Below are 16,571 nucleotides of genomic sequence, written 5' to 3'. Positions count from 1 at the left end.
CGAAAGAAAGACCGGTTTATGCCGGAACAGGAGCAGCAGATGACAGATTTGGGAACAATCAGACAGGAAATAGATGAAATAGACCGGGGGATCGTGGAAGCTTTTGAAAAGAGGATGGATCTGTGCCGACAGGTGGCGGAGGTGAAAATCGGGACCGGAAAGGCTGTGCTGGACCGCGGGAGAGAAAGAGAGAAGCTGGAAACCCTGGCGGCCCTGGCATCGGATGAATTCAATGCCCATGGCGTGACGGAGCTGTTTAGCCAGATCATGGCCATGAGCCGGAAATTGCAGTACAGGATCCTTACCGAACACGGAAAGCTGGCAGGGGAGGAGTTTGTCCGGACAGAGGGGCTGCCTTCCCCGGAACACTGCGTAGCATATCAAGGAGTGGAAGGGGCATACAGCCATGCCGCGGCCTGCCGATTTTTTGGAGAAAAAGCAGCAGTAAAGGCGTACCCCAAGTGGGCGGATGTAATGCAGGCCGTGGCTTCGGGGGAAGCGGATTACGGCGTGCTGCCGCTGGCCAACTCCAGCGCAGGGATGGTAAATGACGTATATGACCTTCTGATAGAATACCGCAATTATATTGTGGGAGAAGTGGAACTGAAGGTGGAGCATGCGCTTCTGGGCCTTCCCGGAGCTACTCTTCCAGATATTCAAGAGGTGTATTCCCACCCCCAGGGCCTGATGCAGTGCGCCCACTATCTGGACCGCCATCCTGATTGGAACCGTCATTCTGTCAGCAACACCGCCCTCAGCGCAAAAAAAGTGCTGGAAGACGGAAAAATTTTTCAGGCTGCCATCGCCAGCCGTCTGGCGGGAGAGCTGTACGGGCTCCAGGTGCTGGAATCTCCGGTGAATGACAGCGACAAGAATACCACCCGCTTTATTGTGGTATGCAGGAAGAACCTGTGCCGGACTGACGCGGGAAAGGTGAGCATCTGTTTCGAGGTTCCCCATGAAAGCGGCTCCCTTTATAATATTCTTTCACATTTTATATACAATAATATCAACATGAATAAAATAGAATCACGGCCGATCCCTGAAAAGAAGTGGCAGTACCGCTTTTTCGTGGATTTTGACGGGAACCTGGCGGACGCAGGGGTGCAGAACGCCCTGACGGGAATCCGGCAGGAAGCGGCCATGCTGCGGATTCTTGGAAATTACTGAGGTGCGAGATGAAAAATAGAGAAATGCTGCTGTACCGGAATGTGCCGGAAGAAGACCTGATGGAGGATTTCTGCCGGCTGGCGGAATCAGATGAGCCGGAGGGCCGGGAGAGAGAGGAGCTGAGCTGCCTGTATCACAGCTGCGCTTCCCGGCTGATCAGCCTGGCCGGGCATTATGGCTTTGAGGGAAACCTCTGGCACTGTTATCTGGCGCTGGTGCTGGCCTACCATGAGAACCCTTTTTCCACCAGCTGTGAGATCACAGGACCTCAGGAGGGCAGCCTCAATGATTGGGCCTGCCATGATTTCCGGATCTTTATGGAGCTGTTTGCTTTTGATTTGCCGGAAATTGACCGGAGGCTGGGGGTGTCGCTGAGCGGGATGATAAAGGGCTACAGGAATCCCGGCGGAAACGGCAGGGAGTTTAACAGCCGGATCCGGGAACGGCTGTGTACCCTGGCCGTTCATCTTGCCGGAGCAGAGACCCTGGAAAGCTTCTATCTGGAGGCCACGCAGTTTTACCGGGAGTTCGGCGTGGGAAAACTGGGGCTGCATAAGGCGTTCCGGGTGGAACATGAAGGGCAGTATGCAAAGATCGTCCCGATCACCAAGATTGAGCACGTATCTCTGGACCAGCTGGTAGGTTACGACGCGCAGAAGAAAAAGCTGATCGCCAATACGGAGAGCTTTGTCAGCGGACAGCCGGCCAACAATGTGCTTCTGTTCGGAGACAGCGGTACCGGCAAGTCCACCAGCATCAAAGGGATACTCAACGCATATTATGACCGGGGCCTGCGGATGATCGAAATTTACAAGCATCAGTTTCAGGACCTGAACGACGTGATCGCCCAGATTAAAAACAGAAATTATAAATTTATCATCTACATGGATGATTTGTCTTTTGAGGAATTTGAAATAGAATATAAATATCTGAAAGCGGTGATTGAGGGGGGGCTGGAGAAAAAGCCGGAGAATGTGCTGATCTATGCAACTTCCAACAGGCGTCACCTGATCCGTGAATCCTTTAACGACAAGCCCACCCTGGATGATCTGCATAACACAGATACCGTGCAGGAGAAGCTTTCTCTGGTGGCCAGGTTCGGTGTGACAATCTACTTTGGAAGGCCGGATAAGAAGGAATTCCAGCGGATTGTAAAAGGGATTGCAAAAGCCGCGGGGCTGGAGATGCCAGAGGAGGAGCTGTTTGCGGAAGCCAACAAATGGGAACTGAGCCATGGGGGGATGTCAGGGAGAACAGCGCAGCAGTTTATCACTTATTTGCAGGGAAGATAAGGGGGTATTTGGATGGCAATTACTACGTTTGCGGCAGTGGATGTGGGCTCTTATGAACTGGATATGACGGTTTACGAAATTTCTCCGAAAATCGGCATACGGAAACTGACAAGAGTGCGCCATATTCTGCCGCTGGGAAGCGATACCTATACGGACGGAAAAATCAGCTATGAAATGATCGCCCAGATCTGTAAGGCGCTGCAGGGGTTTAAGGAAATCATGAAGGACTTTGGCGTGCAGGCCTGGGAAGCCTGCGCCACCAGCGCATTGAGAGAAGCAAAAAACAGCTCGATTGTCCTGGACCAGATTGAGGTGCAGACCGGATTTAAGGTGCATGTGCTCAGCAATTCGGAGCAGAGGTTCCTGCTGTTCAAGGCCATTGCCGTGAAGGACCAGGAGCAGTTCAACCAGCTGATTCAAAAAGGCACAGCAATTGTGGATGTGGGCAGCGGGAGCATGCAGCTTTCGCTGTACGATGAGGGAGAGCTGATCACCACACAAAATATGAAGCTGGGCACCCTGCGGGTCCTGGAAATGCTGGCCGGCGTTACGCCGGATACAGTGGATGAAAACCGGCTGATCGAGGAGCTCTTGGGAAATGAGCTGCAGACCTTCAAAAAACTGTTTCTGAAGGACCGGGAGATTGTGAACCTGATCGGCGTCGGGGATGTGATCGGACAGTTCGCCTATGACCCCTCCACACACCGTCCGTTTGAGAAAATAGAAGCGGAGAGGTTTCAGTCCATTTACCGGAGAATAAGGTCCGCCTGCCCGGAGGATCTGGTGGAAAAGCTGCAGATCCCGCCTGCCTATGCGGCGCTGGCGCCGGCCAGCGCTATGGCCTATTCCCAGATGTTGGAGCTGTCCGGAGCCAGGATGATGTGGGTGCCCGGAATCACTCTCTGCGACGGCATAGCCGCTGACTATGCGGAGCGGACCAAACTCCTCAGGCTGGGCCACAATTTTGATGAAGATATCCTCTCGGCGGCCCGGCAGATCAGCAGAAGGTATATGGCAAACAGAGGCCATGCGCTGATCCTGGAGAAGAACGTGTGCAGAATATTTGACAGCATGAAAAAATATCACGGACTGGGCAGGCGGGAGAGGCTGCTGCTGCAGCTGTCCGCCATCCTGCATGACTGCGGAAAATATATCAGCCTGGGCGCTTCCTCAGAATGTTCCTATAATATCATCATGTCCACGGAAATGATCGGCCTTTCCCATCTGGAAAGAGAGATCGTGGCCAATGTGGTGAAATACAATACGGAAGAATATCAGTATTCCCAGGGAAGCCTGGCCGGCCTTTCACCGGAGGTGCAGAATGAGATCATGAAGCTCACTGCGATCCTGAGAGTGGGAAACGCCATGGACAGGAGCCATAAGCAGAAGTTCAAAGATATCCGGATTTCTATGAAGGACCGGCAGATGCAGATTGTGACATCTACTTTGGAGGATATTTCCCTGGAGCGGGGATTGTTTCAGAAGAAAGCGGATTTCTTTGAGGAAGTATACGGGGTCCGTCCCGTACTGAAGCAGAGAAAGGGGGTCTGACACATGACAGAAGACTATAAGAATCCTGAATATTACTGGAACCGGGAACTGAGTTGGCTGGAATTTAACTACAGGATACTGGGAGAGGCGAGGGACAAGACGAATCCGCTGTTTGAGCGGCTGAAATTCCTGAGCATCACCGCGTCTAATCTGGATGAGTTTTTCATGATCCGGGTGGCTTCCCTGAAGGATATGGTCCATGCCGGATATAAAAAATGTGATATCGCGGGAATGAACGCTTCCCAGCAGTTAGAAGCCATCAGCGCCCAGACCCACGAGCTGGTAGCGGCTCAGTACAGCACTTATAACAGGTCTTTGCTTCCTTTGCTGGAGCATGAGGGCTGCCACGTGATCAGCGCTCATGAAAAACTGAATCCCGGGGAACAGGAATTTGCGGATCATTATTTTATGGAAAATGTCTACCCGGTCCTGACGCCCATGGCAGTGGATTCTTCCAGGCCTTTTCCGCTGATCCGGAATAAAACCCTGAATATCGCAGCGCTGATCCAGGAAAAAGGGAGCGATGAGGAAGAAGGGGGCAAGGTGGAGTTTGCCACAGTGCAGGTGCCTTCCGTGCTGCCCAGAATCATAAAGATTCCTTATAAAGACAGTTACCGGATTCTGCTTTTGGAAGAACTGATTGAAAGGAATATCCAAAAACTTTTCCTGAATTACGATGTGATCTGCGCTCACCCATACCGGATCATGAGGAATGCGGATCTGACCATAGACGAAGAGGAGGCTGCGGACCTGCTCAAGGAGATCCAGAAGCAGCTGAAAAAACGTCAGTGGGGCGAGGTAATCCGTCTGGAAGTGGACGAGAAAATTGATAAGCGGCTTCTGAAAATACTGCGCCGGGAACTGGCGGTGGAAGAAAACGATATTTACAGGATCAGCGGGCCGCTGGATCTGACATTTTTAATGAAGATGTACGGGCTGGACGGGTTCGGCCATCTGAAGGAACCGAAGTATATCCCCCAGCCTGTGCCAGGGCTGGACCCCTCAAAAAGTATTTTCGCAAATATCAGGGAGGGGGATGTTCTGCTGCATCACCCCTATGAAACCTTTGACCCGGTGGTGGATTTTATACGGCAGGCTTCTGTGGACCCGGATGTGCTGGCAATTAAGCAGACGCTGTACCGGGTAAGCGGTAATTCCCCCATCATTGCGGCGCTGGCAAAGGCTGCGGAAAACGGCAAGCAGGTGACTGTGCTGGTGGAACTGAAGGCGCGGTTCGATGAAGAAAATAATATATTGTGGGCCAGAATGCTGGAAAAGGCAGGCTGTCATGTATTGTATGGGCTTCTGGGGCTGAAAACCCACAGCAAGATTACCCTGGTGGTGCGCCGGGAAGAAGACGGAATCCGCAGGTATGTGCATCTCGGCACCGGAAATTATAATGACGCTACGGCAAAGCTGTATACAGACTGCGGGCTTCTGACCTGCAACCGGGCAATCGGTGAGGACGCAACGGCGGTATTCAATATGCTGTCCGGCTACAGCGAACCTGCTGTGTGGAATAAGCTGGCAGTGGCTCCGATCTGGCTGAGAAACCGTTTTCTCTATCTGATTGCCAGGGAGCGGGACAGTGCCGCACAGGGGAAACCTGCCCGGATTGTAGCAAAGATGAACTCCCTGTGCGATCAGGAAATCATTGAAGCGCTTTATGAGGCATCTTCAGCAGGTGTTCAGATCGATCTTGTTGTCCGCGGCATCTGCTGCCTGAAGACCGGGATTCCCGGAGTGAGTGAAAACATCAGAGTGCGTTCTATTGTAGGCACATTTCTGGAACACAGCAGGATTTTCTGGTTCCATAACAACGGTTTGGAAGAGATTTATATGGGGAGCGCGGACTGGATGCCGCGCAATCTGGATAAACGGGTGGAGATTATGTTCCCTGTGGAGCAGCCGGAATTAAAGCAAAAGGTGATCCATATCCTGGAGACAGAGCTGGCGGATAACCTGAAAGCCTATGTGCTGAACCCTGACGGAACTTATTCTAAAGTGGACCGGCGCGGCAAAGCCAGAGTGGGTTCTCAGAAGCAATTCTGTGAAGAAGCCATGGAAGCTGTGGCTGCAGAAGAGAAAGAAGCTCCCCAGAGCAGGGTGTTCACCCCGCTGGAAAGCATTTAAAATTTAATATGTATTAAAGGAGTAATTACAAATGGCTAAGAGTACGGCTAGGGATATGACAGCGGGCTCCCCCCTGAAACTGATCCTGTCCTTTATGATTCCGCTGACGCTGGGAAACCTGTTTCAGCAGTTTTACAGTCTGGCTGACACCATCATCGTAGGGCGGTTCCTGGGAGTGGACGCTCTGGCTGCAGTGGGGTCCACCGGAGCTGTGAATTTCCTTGTGATGGGATTTGTGATCGGTTTGTGCAACGGATTCGCGATTCCGATTGCCCAGAGATTCGGGGCCAGGGACATTAAAGATCTCCGGCGGTATGCGGGAAACGCGGTCTGGCTGGCAATTTTCTTTTCAGCAGTCCTGACGCTGGTCACGGTGATTTTCGCCCGCCCCTTCCTGGTCATGACACAGACGCCGGAAGATATTATTGATGGCGCGTATCGTTATATTGTGGTTATATTCGCGGGAATTCCTTTCCTGTTCCTGTATAATCTGCTGTCTGCAGTGATGCGCGCCCTGGGGGATTCCAAGACGCCGCTGTACTTCCTGCTGCTGGCAGCAGGGATGAACATTGTGCTGGATTTGATCTTTATAGCCGGAATCGGCACGGGAGAAGAAGGGGCGGCCTGGGCCACGGTGATCTCACAGGGCCTGTCCGGTATTCTGTGCCTGTTTGTGATTTACAGGCAGTTTGATGTGCTGAAGCTGGAAAAAGACGATATGAAGCTGAGAGGGTTCCATATGCGGATTCTCTGCAATGCGGGGATTCCCATGGGCCTGCAGTTCTCTATCACGGCCATCGGTTCTGTTATTTTGCAGACAGCGGTGAATATGCTGGGTTCCAGCGTGGTGGCGGCAGTTACCGCGGGCAGTAAGGTGAGCCAGTTCTTCTGCCAGCCCCACGAGAGCCTGGGGAGCACCATGGCTACATACAGCGGCCAGAACCTGGGGGCCGGGCGGCTGGACCGCATCTCGGAGGGCGTGAAAAAGGGCACTGCGGTATGTCTGGCCTATTCTGTGATCGCCTTTGTGCTGATGGCCACAGTAGGGCCTATGATTTCCCTGCTGTTTCTGGACAGCGGTGAAACGGCCATTATTGAGATGGTGCGCCAGTTCCTGTTCTGGAACGGCATGTTCTATTTCGCGCTGGGAATTCTCTGCGTCCTGCGTTTTACCATCCAGGGCGTGGGCTATTCGGGACTGGCGATGTTTGCCGGCGTAGCGGAAATGATCGCCCGCTCCCTGGTAGCCTTTGCTTTTGTTGGGATATTTCAGTATGACGCCATCTGTTTTGCAAATCCGGTGGCCTGGGTTTTTGCCATTGCGTTTCTGATTCCCGCCTATGTGAATGTGATGAAGAAACTGGCTGTCAGGTTTGGGAGGAGCAGTTCCTGAGCCGGTAAATTCCGTTTTGACGCTCCAGTATCCCCTCACCGATCATGTCCCTGCGAAGGGTGCAGAAATCATCGTGATAATCCGCAATGAGCAGGTTTACTTCTTTTTCTGTGTAATCCTTCCCGGCTTCAAACGCCGCGGCGATTTCTTCCAGAACAATGCGCTCTTTTTTGCGCTGGGCCGGGATGGATTTCAGCTTGCCATATTCAAAAAGGGCGTCGATCACTTTCTGCCGGTAAGCCTCTTCCCGCTGTTTTTGGAGCAGGGCTTCTCCGGATTCTTCCCGGATGATATCCAGGATAGTTGTCATAAAAATTTCTTTCTTCAGCCGGTACATCCTGTAGTACTGGTCGCGGTAGGATTCCACTGCGCCTGCGTCTTCCAGTTTTTTGAGATGAAATGAAATCGTGGGTGGCGTGAGGCTCAGCCGTTCGGCCAGCCGCTCCACATACATATCCTCTGTGACCAGTGATTTGAGAATCTGCAGTCTGGACTTATCTGCCAGACATTTGAACAGCTGGATCGCTTTTTCTTCTGTCATGAGTTCTCCTTTCTGCCGAAGATCAGGCTGAACTGTTCTGTAACTTCCCGGGCAGCCTGGAGCTTTGTGTTTTCAATCAGGAGACGGGCGGCGTCCTGGTGTTCTTCCGCTTTCTGCCGGGAGGCCACCCAGTTTTCCGGAATCCGGGAAGCTTTATTCAAAAAATTCTTCTGGATTTCTGTATCCCGGTCCTGGGAGGATTTATTTACCGCTGATTTTTGAGCTGAGGTAAATAAAGTTTTGAATATTTCAAAGACATTGGCTCTGATCCGGCAGAAGTTTGCCTCATCCTTCCGGCAGTCCCCGATCAGCCGGGATTCCTCCTGCCTGCAGGACTGAATTTGTGTTTCCAGGTACAGCATAAAATCCTGTTTATAGTTTTCTGGCGTCATTTCGTTTCCTTTCTAATATAATTCAACATTTATCTAATCAGTTATAACACTATCATATATCCCACATCCTAATTTGTCAATAGTAATTTTATATATATCTAAATAAAACTTCGGGATTTCATCTGTGACTGTAAAATCGAACAAGCCATTGTAAACCTATTAACCCTGTGGTATGATAGGAATATAATCTGGACAGTAGGAGGTACATGTGGATGATGATTTCTACCAGAGGGAGATATGCGCTGCGGGTCATGGCAGATCTGGCAGCGTGCGATGCAGAGGAATATGTGCCCCTGCGGGATATCGCAAAGCGTCAGGAAATTTCGGAGAAATATCTGGAATCTATTATTAAGCTGCTGGTAAAGGCGGAAATGGTGACAGGAATGCGAGGAAAGGGAGGCGGATACAGGCTGGCGAAACGGCCCTCAGCTGTTACTGTGGCGCAGATTCTGGAAGCTGCGGAGGAGAAGCTTGCGCCGGTGGCCTGCCTGGAAAAGGACAGCGCACCTTGCTCCAGAATGGGCGGGTGCGTCACATTTCCCATGTGGGAGAAGCTGAATGCACTGGTGCAGGATTTTCTGGAAGGGATAACCCTGGAAGATCTGGTCAGGGAAAAATAAAGAGAAAACGGTTGATTTCCTATTGACAATATAGGATATGTGGTGTAATATTCCTACAAACCCACCGGGATGATATGTTGTATGTTATTGAGGAAGAGGAATGAGAAGCAGATCCGGGGGAATCTTATGACAGAAGGGGAAATGAAAATGAGCAGAAAACAGTACAGATTTGAAACCTTGCAGATCCACGCCGGGCAGGAAGAACCGGACCCCGCTACAGATGCCCGCGCAGTTCCTATCTATCAGACTACATCTTATGTATTTCGGGACTGCGCTCAGGCAGCTGCCAGGTTCGGGCTGTCGGAAGGCGGAAATATTTACGGAAGGCTGACCAATTCCACACAGAATGTGCTGGAAGAACGTGTGGCAGCGCTGGAGGGCGGGGCGGCTGCCCTGGCTGTGGCTTCCGGCGCAGCGGCCATCACCTATGCCATTCAGGCACTGGCAAAAGCAGGGGACCACATTGTGGCGCAGGCCACGATTTATGGAGGCACCTATAACCTGCTGGATACCACGCTGAGAGAATATGGAGTAGAAACAACTTTCGTAAATGTGCACGACCTGGACCAGGTGGAAAGCGCAATCCGTCCCAATACAAAAGCAGTTTACCTGGAAACCCTGGGAAATCCCAATTCTGATATCCCTGATATTGATGCTGTTGCCGCTATCGCCCACATGCATCAGATTCCGCTGGTGATTGACAATACCTTTGGGACGCCCTGCCTGATCCGCCCCCTGGAGCACGGCGCGGATATCGTGGTTCATTCGGCCACTAAGTTTATGGGCGGGCATGGCACATCTCTGGGGGGGATCATTGTGGACGGAGGAAGCTTTGACTGGAAAGCTTCAGGAAAATTCCCCCATCTGTCAGAGCCAAACCCCAGCTATCATGGAGTGTCTTTTACAGAAGCAGCCGGCGAAGCTGCCTGTGTGACTTATATCCGGGCGATTCTTCTCAGGGATATGGGAGCGGCAATTTCCCCCTTCAACGCCTTTCTTCTGCTGCAGGGCCTGGAAACCCTTTCCCTGCGCCTGGAACGGCATGTGGAAAATACCAGGGAAGTGGTGAAATACCTGGTTTCCCATCCGAAAGTAAAGAAGGTCAATCATCCCTCCCTGCAGGACCATCCGGACCACAGCCTGTATGAAAAATATTTTCCTGAGGGAGCCGCGTCAATTTTTACTTTTGAAATTACCGGAGGGGAGGAAGAAGCCCAGCGTTTTATCGATCATCTGGAACTGTTTTCCCTGCTGGCGAATGTGGCGGATGTAAAATCCCTGGTGATCCATCCTGCCACCACCACCCACGCGCAGTTAAGCGCCAAAGCACAGAATGAAGTGGGGATTTACCCCAATACGGTGAGACTTTCTATCGGCACGGAGCATATTGAGGATATTCTGGCAGATCTGGAACAGGGATTTGCCGCGGTATAAGGAGGCAGAATGAGAATATATGAATCGGCATCTGAATTAGTGGGCAGAACGCCTTTGCTGGAGCTGAAAGCTCTGGAAAAAAAGTATGGGTTGGAGGGGAGGCTCCTGGCAAAGCTGGAATATTTTAACCCTGCAGGGAGCGTAAAAGACAGGATTGCAAAGGCTATGATCGAATCCGCTGAGGAACAGGGGCTGCTAAAGCCGGGGTTTACGATTATCGAGCCCACCAGCGGGAATACGGGAATCGGCCTTGCATCCATGGCGGCGGCAAAGGGCTACCGGCTGATCATTACCATGCCGGAAACCATGTCGGAGGAACGCCGGAAACTGATCAGAGCTTATGGAGCTGAACTGATTTTGACAGACGGGGCAAAAGGAATGAAGGGAGCCATTGCCGAAGCCCGGAGGCTGGCAGAGGAAATTCCGGACAGCTTTATCCCGGGGCAGTTTCAAAATCCGGCTAACCCGGAGATTCACCGCAAAACTACGGGAGAGGAGATTTGGGAAGATACAGAAGGAACTGTGGATATTTTTGTGGCCGGAGTCGGCACAGGAGGCACAGTGACAGGCGCCGGCGGGTTGCTGAAAAGCAGGAAGAAGTCCGTTCGGGTTGTGGCTGTGGAGCCGGCCTCTTCTCCTGTCCTGTCGCAGGGGAAAGCGGGAAGCCATAAGATCCAGGGCATCGGAGCCGGGTTTGTGCCGGAGGTGCTGGATACTTCAATATATGACGAAGTGATTACAGTAACAGACGAAGACGCATTTGCCATGGGCAGAGAGATTGCCGGAAAAGAAGGCGTATTGGCAGGGATTTCCTCCGGGGCCGCGGTCTGGGCGGCAATCCGGCTGGCAGAACGCCCGGAGAACAGGGAAAAGACTATTGTGGTTCTGCTGCCTGATACAGGCGACCGCTATCTCTCCACTCCCATGTATGAGGGTTGAGATAAGATGAAAAAGGCAATGATCGCGATGAGCGGCGGCGTGGATTCCAGCGCTGCCGCTTATCTGATGAAAGAAGAGGGCTACCAGTGCGTGGGCGTAACCATGAAGCTTTTTGACGGCGGGGAAAGGGCGCCGGGCCAGAAGACCTGCTGCAGCCTGGAGGATGTGGAGGACGCCAGGAGCGCCGCTTACCGGCTGGGAATGCCATATTATGTGTTTAACTATAAAGAAGCTTTTGAACAGAAGGTGATAAAAAAATTTGCAGACAGCTATGTCTGCGGAAAAACGCCCAACCCCTGCATTGACTGCAACCGGTATTTGAAATTTGACGCCCTGCTTTCCAGAGCCGGCGTTCTGGGGATGGATTGCCTGGCTACAGGCCATTACGCCCGCATCGTTTTTGACCGGGAAAGAGGCAGATATCTGCTGAAAAAGGGGATGGATGAGACAAAGGACCAGAGCTATGTGCTGTTCAGACTGACCCAGGAACAGCTTTCAAAAATCCGGTTCCCGCTGGGAAATTACAGGAAAAGCCAGATCCGCGAAATTGCCAGGAGCCAGGGCTTTGAAAATGCGGACAAAGAGGAGAGCCAGGATATTTGTTTTGTTCCAGGGGGCGACTATGCCTCATTTATTGAAAGGTATACGGGAAAATCATTTCCGGAAGGGGATTTTATCACAATAGACGGAAAGATCCTGGGAAAACACAGAGGGATCATCCGGTATACTGAAGGCCAGCGCCGGGGATTGGGGATTTCTTCTGCCGAACCGCTGTACGTCTGCGGCAGAAGGCCGGAATCCAACCAGGTGGTGGTGGGGCCGGAAGAAGCCTTGTTAACCCGCACGGTTTATCTGGAAGATGTGAATCTTATTTCAGCGGAAGAGATCGGGAAACCCATCCGCTGCGGGGTGAAAATCCGTTACCGGCAGCCGGAGCAATGGGCGGTGGCGGAACCCCTGGGAAAAGAGGGGCTGAAGATAACCTTCGACGTTCCCCAGCGGGCCCCCGCCCCGGGACAGGCTGCCGTTCTGTACGACGGAGACACCGTGATCGGAGGCGGCTCCATATGCCTTGAGGGACGCCGGTAATCCTGCAGCCCAGGTTCTATTCAGAATGGTCTGTTAAATAAAGGATCATTCCGGGGCCCAGTTTTTCAGTGGGTCTGGGAATGAATCCGTAATGGACATAGAAAGGTTCCCGCCCTTTGGCGCACATCAGGTCCAGCATCATGGTAGTTCCCGGTTCCCGCAGGGATTCCGCATATGACTTCAGGCTGTTCATGAGAAGAGAGCCTACTCCCCGCCTCTGGGCGTGGGGATGGATGATCAGGTCCTGTATGTAGCAGATGACAGCCCCGTCGCCTACCAGGCGTCCCATGCCGATCGGCTGTCCTGCCAGATAGACGCACATGACCACCAGGCTGTTGTCCAGGGCCTTCTGTGCCTGAATGCGGGTGAGGGGCGGCCAGTTCACCGCAGCCCGCAGTTTCAAATAGAGATCCACATCCACCGTATTCTGCCGCAGTTCCAGCAATGAGTCAGATTGTTGATTCATAATATTCCCCCGTTCAGCGTACAGTATTGATGATCGAACCGACCTGTTCCACGCGGCATTCCACCACATCTCCGGAAGTAAGAAAACGGGGAGGGGTAAAGCCCATGCCTGCTCCTGCGGGAGTGCCTGTGGATATGATGGTACCGGGAAGCAGGGTCATCCCGGCAGAAAGCTCGCTGATGATATGGTCCAGCCCGAAAATCAGCAGGCTGGAGTTGCCGTCCTGGCGAAGCTCTCCGTTGACATAGGACTGTACCTGCAGCTTTGGCGGATAGGGAACCTCATCGGCGGTGAGGATGCAGGGCCCCATGGGGGTGAACCCGTCCAGGCTTTTACCGAAATACCACTGATTATGGCGGGTCTGGATCTCTCTGGCGCTGACGTCATTGAGCACTGTATAACCGAAAACATATTCCCGGGCTTCTTCAGGCTTTATATTTCTGCAGGCTTTGCCGATGACAACAGCCAGCTCCGCCTCGTAGTCCAGCTGGCCCACCAGGCCCGGATGGCTTTCAATATAACCCCCGGGAGCCACCGCGCGGTTTACCCGTTTGGAGAAGTATACAGCATAAGGGCGCTCTCCTCCAAAGGCCTCGCTTTTAAAACGGGCGGATTCTTCCGCGTGGGCCATGTAATTGATGCCCAGGCAGATCACGTCCTGACGGGGTATGGGGATGGGCGCTTCCAGAGAGACCTCTTCAAAGGGGATTCCCGGAACGCCGGAGGTTTCTGCCTGTTCCAGGGCGCGGCGTTCTTCCGGCGTAATAGCTTCAATAAGCTGATTCATTGTAGGATAGGGCAGTCCGAAAGCGGCAGCGGGATAAACAATCTTTCCGCAGCAGCTCAGCACGCCGGGCTGTTCTTTATTATCATGGATAAATGTGATCAGTCGCATATGTTCCTCCTTAACCCTCCGGTGGATTCTTTTTTATTGCATTGGAAACTGCGTTCCCTATGCAACAAAACCCTCCGGGGGATGCGCACTACGCGCTAAAGAAATATGGCCGCTAAAGCGGCCGCGCTTCGGCGCGAGAGTCCGGCTGGCCGGACTCCTTATTCTAATATAGCACAAACAGCCGGCGATGACAAGCAGAGGCCCGGTTGTAAAAAATAAGAATTTGTGGATGCATATATGCTAATTTTGTGATATAATGTGGATATGGTGGTATGACAGATAATACCATAAAAGAGCATAGAAGGAGGTTTTTCCAATGGACATGAAGAGTTTTTCTCTGGAAGGGAAAGTCGCTCTGGTAACAGGCGCATCCTATGGAATCGGGTTCGCAATCGCCAGCGCATACGCGGCGGCCGGCGCGACCATTGTTTTTAATGACATCAAACAGGAACTGGTAGATAAGGGCATGGCTTCTTATAAAGAAGCAGGAATTGATGCACACGGCTATGTTTGTGACGTGACAAATGAAGAACAGGTACAGGCATTTGTAAAGCAGGTGGAAGAAGAAGTCGGCGTGATCGATATCCTGGTAAATAATGCAGGGATCATCAAGCGTATTCCTATGTGCGATATGACAGCAGAGCAGTTCAGACAGGTAATCGACATCGATCTGAACGGGCCGTTTATCGTATCCAAGGCAGTGATTCCGGGCATGATTCAGAAAGGCCACGGCAAGATCATCAACATCTGTTCCATGATGTCTGAGCTGGGACGCGAGACCGTATCCGCCTACGCGGCTGCAAAGGGCGGCCTGAAGATGCTGACCAAGAATATTGCTTCCGAATATGGGGAATATAATATTCAGTGTAACGGCATCGGGCCCGGTTACATCGCTACGCCTCAGACAGCTCCGCTGCGTGAAGTGCAGCCTGACGGTTCCAGGCATCCTTTTGACCAGTTCATCATTGCAAAGACGCCTGCGGCCCGCTGGGGTGAGGCTGAGGATCTGCAGGGACCGGCAGTGTTCCTGGCTTCCGATGCTTCTAACTTTGTGAATGGGCACATTCTGTATGTTGACGGCGGTATTCTGGCATATATCGGAAAACAGCCGTGAGATAGCAGCAATTATTAAACCTGACAGTTTCATGGCGGACAGGCCGCCGGCAAAAACCGCTGTAAAATGCCCTGCGTATTTTGCGGCGGTTTTTTGCCTACAGGAGAGTGAATGAAGAGACGCTGGAGATTGATATTAGCCTGCTGCCTCTGCAGTCTGGCGCTTTGCGGCTGTTCGGCGGGCAGCCTGGGGGAGCGGTTTGGATACGGCCTGTCCTGGATGTGGGCAGAGCTGGCGCCGGAATACGCCACTTATCCGGATGCGGAGTCAGGCGGAAACGGAAGCCATGACCATACGGATACGCCAGATGCAGCGGAAGGACAGCCTGTTCCCGGCCAGGAATCCCTGCCGGGGAGAGCCGGGCAGGAACGGCTGGCGCGCCAGGCTGCTGCGGAGTTGGTGCAGTCTGTGGTACAGCCTGGGTCAAGCCAGTATGAACAGGAAAAAGCTGTTCATGACGAGCTGATCCGGAGGATCAAATATGACAGCCGGGAGAATTTGCCGGATGTATCCCATACGGCGTATGGGGCGCTGGTGCTGGGGACTGGCGTGTGCGACGCCTATGCGTATGCTTTCGCCATGTGCATGGACAGTCTGGGTATAACCAACCGGATTGTCACAGGTACGGCGCAAAACGGCGAGAGCGCTCAGCCTCATGCCTGGAATATGGTTCAGCTGGACGGAGAATGGTATCACGTAGACGTGACCTGGGACGACACAGAGGGGGAATGGGTCAGCTATGAATATTTTAATATCACCACAGAAGCAATCAGCCGCACCCACAGGGATTTTGAGGCCCCGGCGGCAACTGCGGAAACTTATAATTATTATTTGAGAACAGGACTGCTGGCAACGGATGAAACTCTGTTTGTGTCAAAGGCGCAATCCCTGCTGGAGGAAGGAAAACGGGAAATCACGCTGTACTGCCGGGATTTCCAGCCGGACCAGGCTCTGGTGGAAACCTTTATCTGGGATTACTGCGGCAGCTATGCTATGAACTGGAGTTTTGGCGGATATATTTATACAGTTACAATTACCTTGCAGTAGGAGGAGATTATGGAAAAAATAGCGAGCTTTACAATAGACCACCTGAAACTTCTGCCCGGAGTCTATGTTTCACGGCAGGACAGGGTGGGGGATCAGGCGATCACCACTTATGATCTGAGGATGACCCGGCCAAACGCGGAGCCGGTGATGAATACCGCAGAAGTGCACGCCATAGAACATTTGGGCGCTACGTTTCTGCGCAATGATGCGGAATTTGGAGACCAGGTGATATATTTCGGGCCAATGGGCTGCCGTACAGGTTTTTATCTGCTGCTGGCCGGAGAACGGAGCCCCAGGGAGATCCAGCCGCTCCTGGTCAGGATGTTCACGTTCATCCGTGATTTTTCAGGAGAAGTGCCGGGCGCGTCCCCCAGGGACTGCGGGAATTATCTGGATATGAATCTTCCGATGGCGCGGTATCTGGCTGCCAGATATCTGGATGAAGTTCTGGATGGGATAGACGACAGCCGGATGACTTATCCGGAGGACTGAGAA

Annotated in this window: 16 protein-coding genes; 12 read left to right on the top strand and 4 right to left on the bottom strand. The window is 52.5% G+C overall.

Annotated elements, in window-relative coordinates:
* Nucleotides 1-39: 39 nt before the first annotated feature.
* Genes pheA through EV209_RS04055 form a run of 5 tightly spaced genes read left to right on the top strand, consistent with a single transcriptional unit; the run spans nt 40 to nt 7,539 of the window.
* A complete protein-coding gene (gene pheA, locus EV209_RS04075; protein WP_130433299.1) occupies nt 40-1,170 on the top strand; it encodes a prephenate dehydratase in 1,131 nt (376 codons plus the stop codon).
* Nucleotides 1,171-1,178: 8 nt separating this feature from the next.
* The gene (locus EV209_RS04070) at nt 1,179-2,462 is read left to right on the top strand and encodes an ATP-binding protein (RefSeq protein ID WP_130433297.1); all 1,284 of its coding nucleotides are present in this window, start codon (nt 1,179-1,181) and stop codon (nt 2,460-2,462) included.
* A 12-nt stretch (nt 2,463-2,474) separates the two neighbouring features.
* On the top strand, nt 2,475-4,013 hold the full coding sequence (locus EV209_RS04065) for a Ppx/GppA phosphatase family protein (RefSeq protein WP_130433295.1): 1,539 nt from the start codon (nt 2,475-2,477) through the stop codon (nt 4,011-4,013).
* A gap of 3 nt (nt 4,014-4,016) precedes the next feature.
* Nucleotides 4,017-6,146 carry an RNA degradosome polyphosphate kinase gene (locus tag EV209_RS04060; protein WP_130433293.1) on the top strand — a complete coding sequence of 710 codons (2,130 nt, stop codon included), beginning with the start codon at nt 4,017-4,019 and terminating at the stop codon, nt 6,144-6,146.
* A gap of 31 nt (nt 6,147-6,177) precedes the next feature.
* Entirely contained in the window at nt 6,178-7,539 is a 1,362-nt protein-coding gene (locus EV209_RS04055; protein ID WP_130433291.1) for an MATE family efflux transporter, read from the top strand.
* On the opposite strand, the gene EV209_RS04050 is transcribed toward EV209_RS04055, so the two are convergent.
* Together EV209_RS04050 and EV209_RS04045 are read right to left on the bottom strand one after the other, a co-directional pair.
* Nucleotides 7,514-8,080 (bottom strand): DUF2087 domain-containing protein, encoded by a 567-nt coding sequence (locus tag EV209_RS04050; protein WP_130433289.1) that lies wholly within the window; start codon nt 8,078-8,080, stop codon nt 7,514-7,516. The two genes, EV209_RS04055 and EV209_RS04050, sit on opposite strands and share 26 nt — an antisense overlap.
* On the bottom strand, nt 8,077-8,472 hold the full coding sequence (locus EV209_RS04045) for a hypothetical protein (protein ID WP_130433287.1): 396 nt from the start codon (nt 8,470-8,472) through the stop codon (nt 8,077-8,079). The genes EV209_RS04050 and EV209_RS04045 overlap by 4 nt, the downstream gene beginning before the upstream one ends.
* Before the next feature lie 212 nt (nt 8,473-8,684).
* Here EV209_RS04045 and EV209_RS04040 point away from each other — a divergent pair, with 212 nt between their 5' ends.
* From EV209_RS04040 to mnmA, 4 genes are all read left to right on the top strand, one after another.
* On the top strand, nt 8,685-9,092 hold the full coding sequence (locus EV209_RS04040) for an RrF2 family transcriptional regulator (RefSeq protein ID WP_130433285.1): 408 nt from the start codon (nt 8,685-8,687) through the stop codon (nt 9,090-9,092).
* Between the two features lie 141 nt (nt 9,093-9,233).
* Nucleotides 9,234-10,526 carry an O-acetylhomoserine aminocarboxypropyltransferase/cysteine synthase family protein gene (locus EV209_RS04035; protein ID WP_334295316.1) on the top strand — a complete coding sequence of 431 codons (1,293 nt, stop codon included), beginning with the start codon at nt 9,234-9,236 and terminating at the stop codon, nt 10,524-10,526.
* Between the two features lie 9 nt (nt 10,527-10,535).
* Entirely contained in the window at nt 10,536-11,465 is a 930-nt protein-coding gene (cysK, locus tag EV209_RS04030) for a cysteine synthase A (RefSeq protein ID WP_130433283.1), read from the top strand.
* A gap of 6 nt (nt 11,466-11,471) precedes the next feature.
* Nucleotides 11,472-12,554 carry a tRNA 2-thiouridine(34) synthase MnmA gene (gene mnmA / locus EV209_RS04025; RefSeq protein ID WP_130433281.1) on the top strand — a complete coding sequence of 361 codons (1,083 nt, stop codon included), beginning with the start codon at nt 11,472-11,474 and terminating at the stop codon, nt 12,552-12,554.
* Between the two features lie 16 nt (nt 12,555-12,570).
* On the opposite strand, the gene EV209_RS04020 is transcribed toward mnmA, so the two are convergent.
* Both EV209_RS04020 and EV209_RS04015 read right to left on the bottom strand, forming a co-directional pair.
* Nucleotides 12,571-13,020, bottom strand: coding sequence for a GNAT family N-acetyltransferase (locus tag EV209_RS04020; protein WP_130433279.1), 450 nt, complete (start codon nt 13,018-13,020; stop codon nt 12,571-12,573).
* A gap of 13 nt (nt 13,021-13,033) precedes the next feature.
* Nucleotides 13,034-13,915: a fumarylacetoacetate hydrolase family protein gene (locus EV209_RS04015; protein ID WP_130433277.1), complete on the bottom strand. Its 882-nt coding sequence runs from the start codon at nt 13,913-13,915 to the stop codon at nt 13,034-13,036.
* 322 nt (nt 13,916-14,237) lie between these two features.
* On the opposite strand from EV209_RS04015, the gene EV209_RS04010 reads away from it, so the two are divergent.
* From EV209_RS04010 to EV209_RS04000, 3 genes are all read left to right on the top strand, one after another.
* Nucleotides 14,238-15,029, top strand: coding sequence for a gluconate 5-dehydrogenase (locus EV209_RS04010; protein WP_130434164.1), 792 nt, complete (start codon nt 14,238-14,240; stop codon nt 15,027-15,029).
* Nucleotides 15,030-15,140: 111 nt separating this feature from the next.
* Nucleotides 15,141-16,076 (top strand): transglutaminase domain-containing protein, encoded by a 936-nt coding sequence (locus tag EV209_RS04005; protein WP_130433275.1) that lies wholly within the window; start codon nt 15,141-15,143, stop codon nt 16,074-16,076.
* 9 nt (nt 16,077-16,085) lie between these two features.
* The gene (locus EV209_RS04000; protein WP_130433273.1) at nt 16,086-16,568 is read left to right on the top strand and encodes an S-ribosylhomocysteine lyase; all 483 of its coding nucleotides are present in this window, start codon (nt 16,086-16,088) and stop codon (nt 16,566-16,568) included.
* The last annotated feature ends 3 nt before the right edge of the window (nt 16,569-16,571 follow it).

This window comes from Cuneatibacter caecimuris, assembly GCF_004216775.1.
GTDB classification, from domain to species: domain Bacteria; phylum Bacillota; class Clostridia; order Lachnospirales; family Lachnospiraceae; genus Cuneatibacter; species Cuneatibacter caecimuris.
This window is presented reverse-complemented; position numbering and strand designations above follow the sequence as displayed.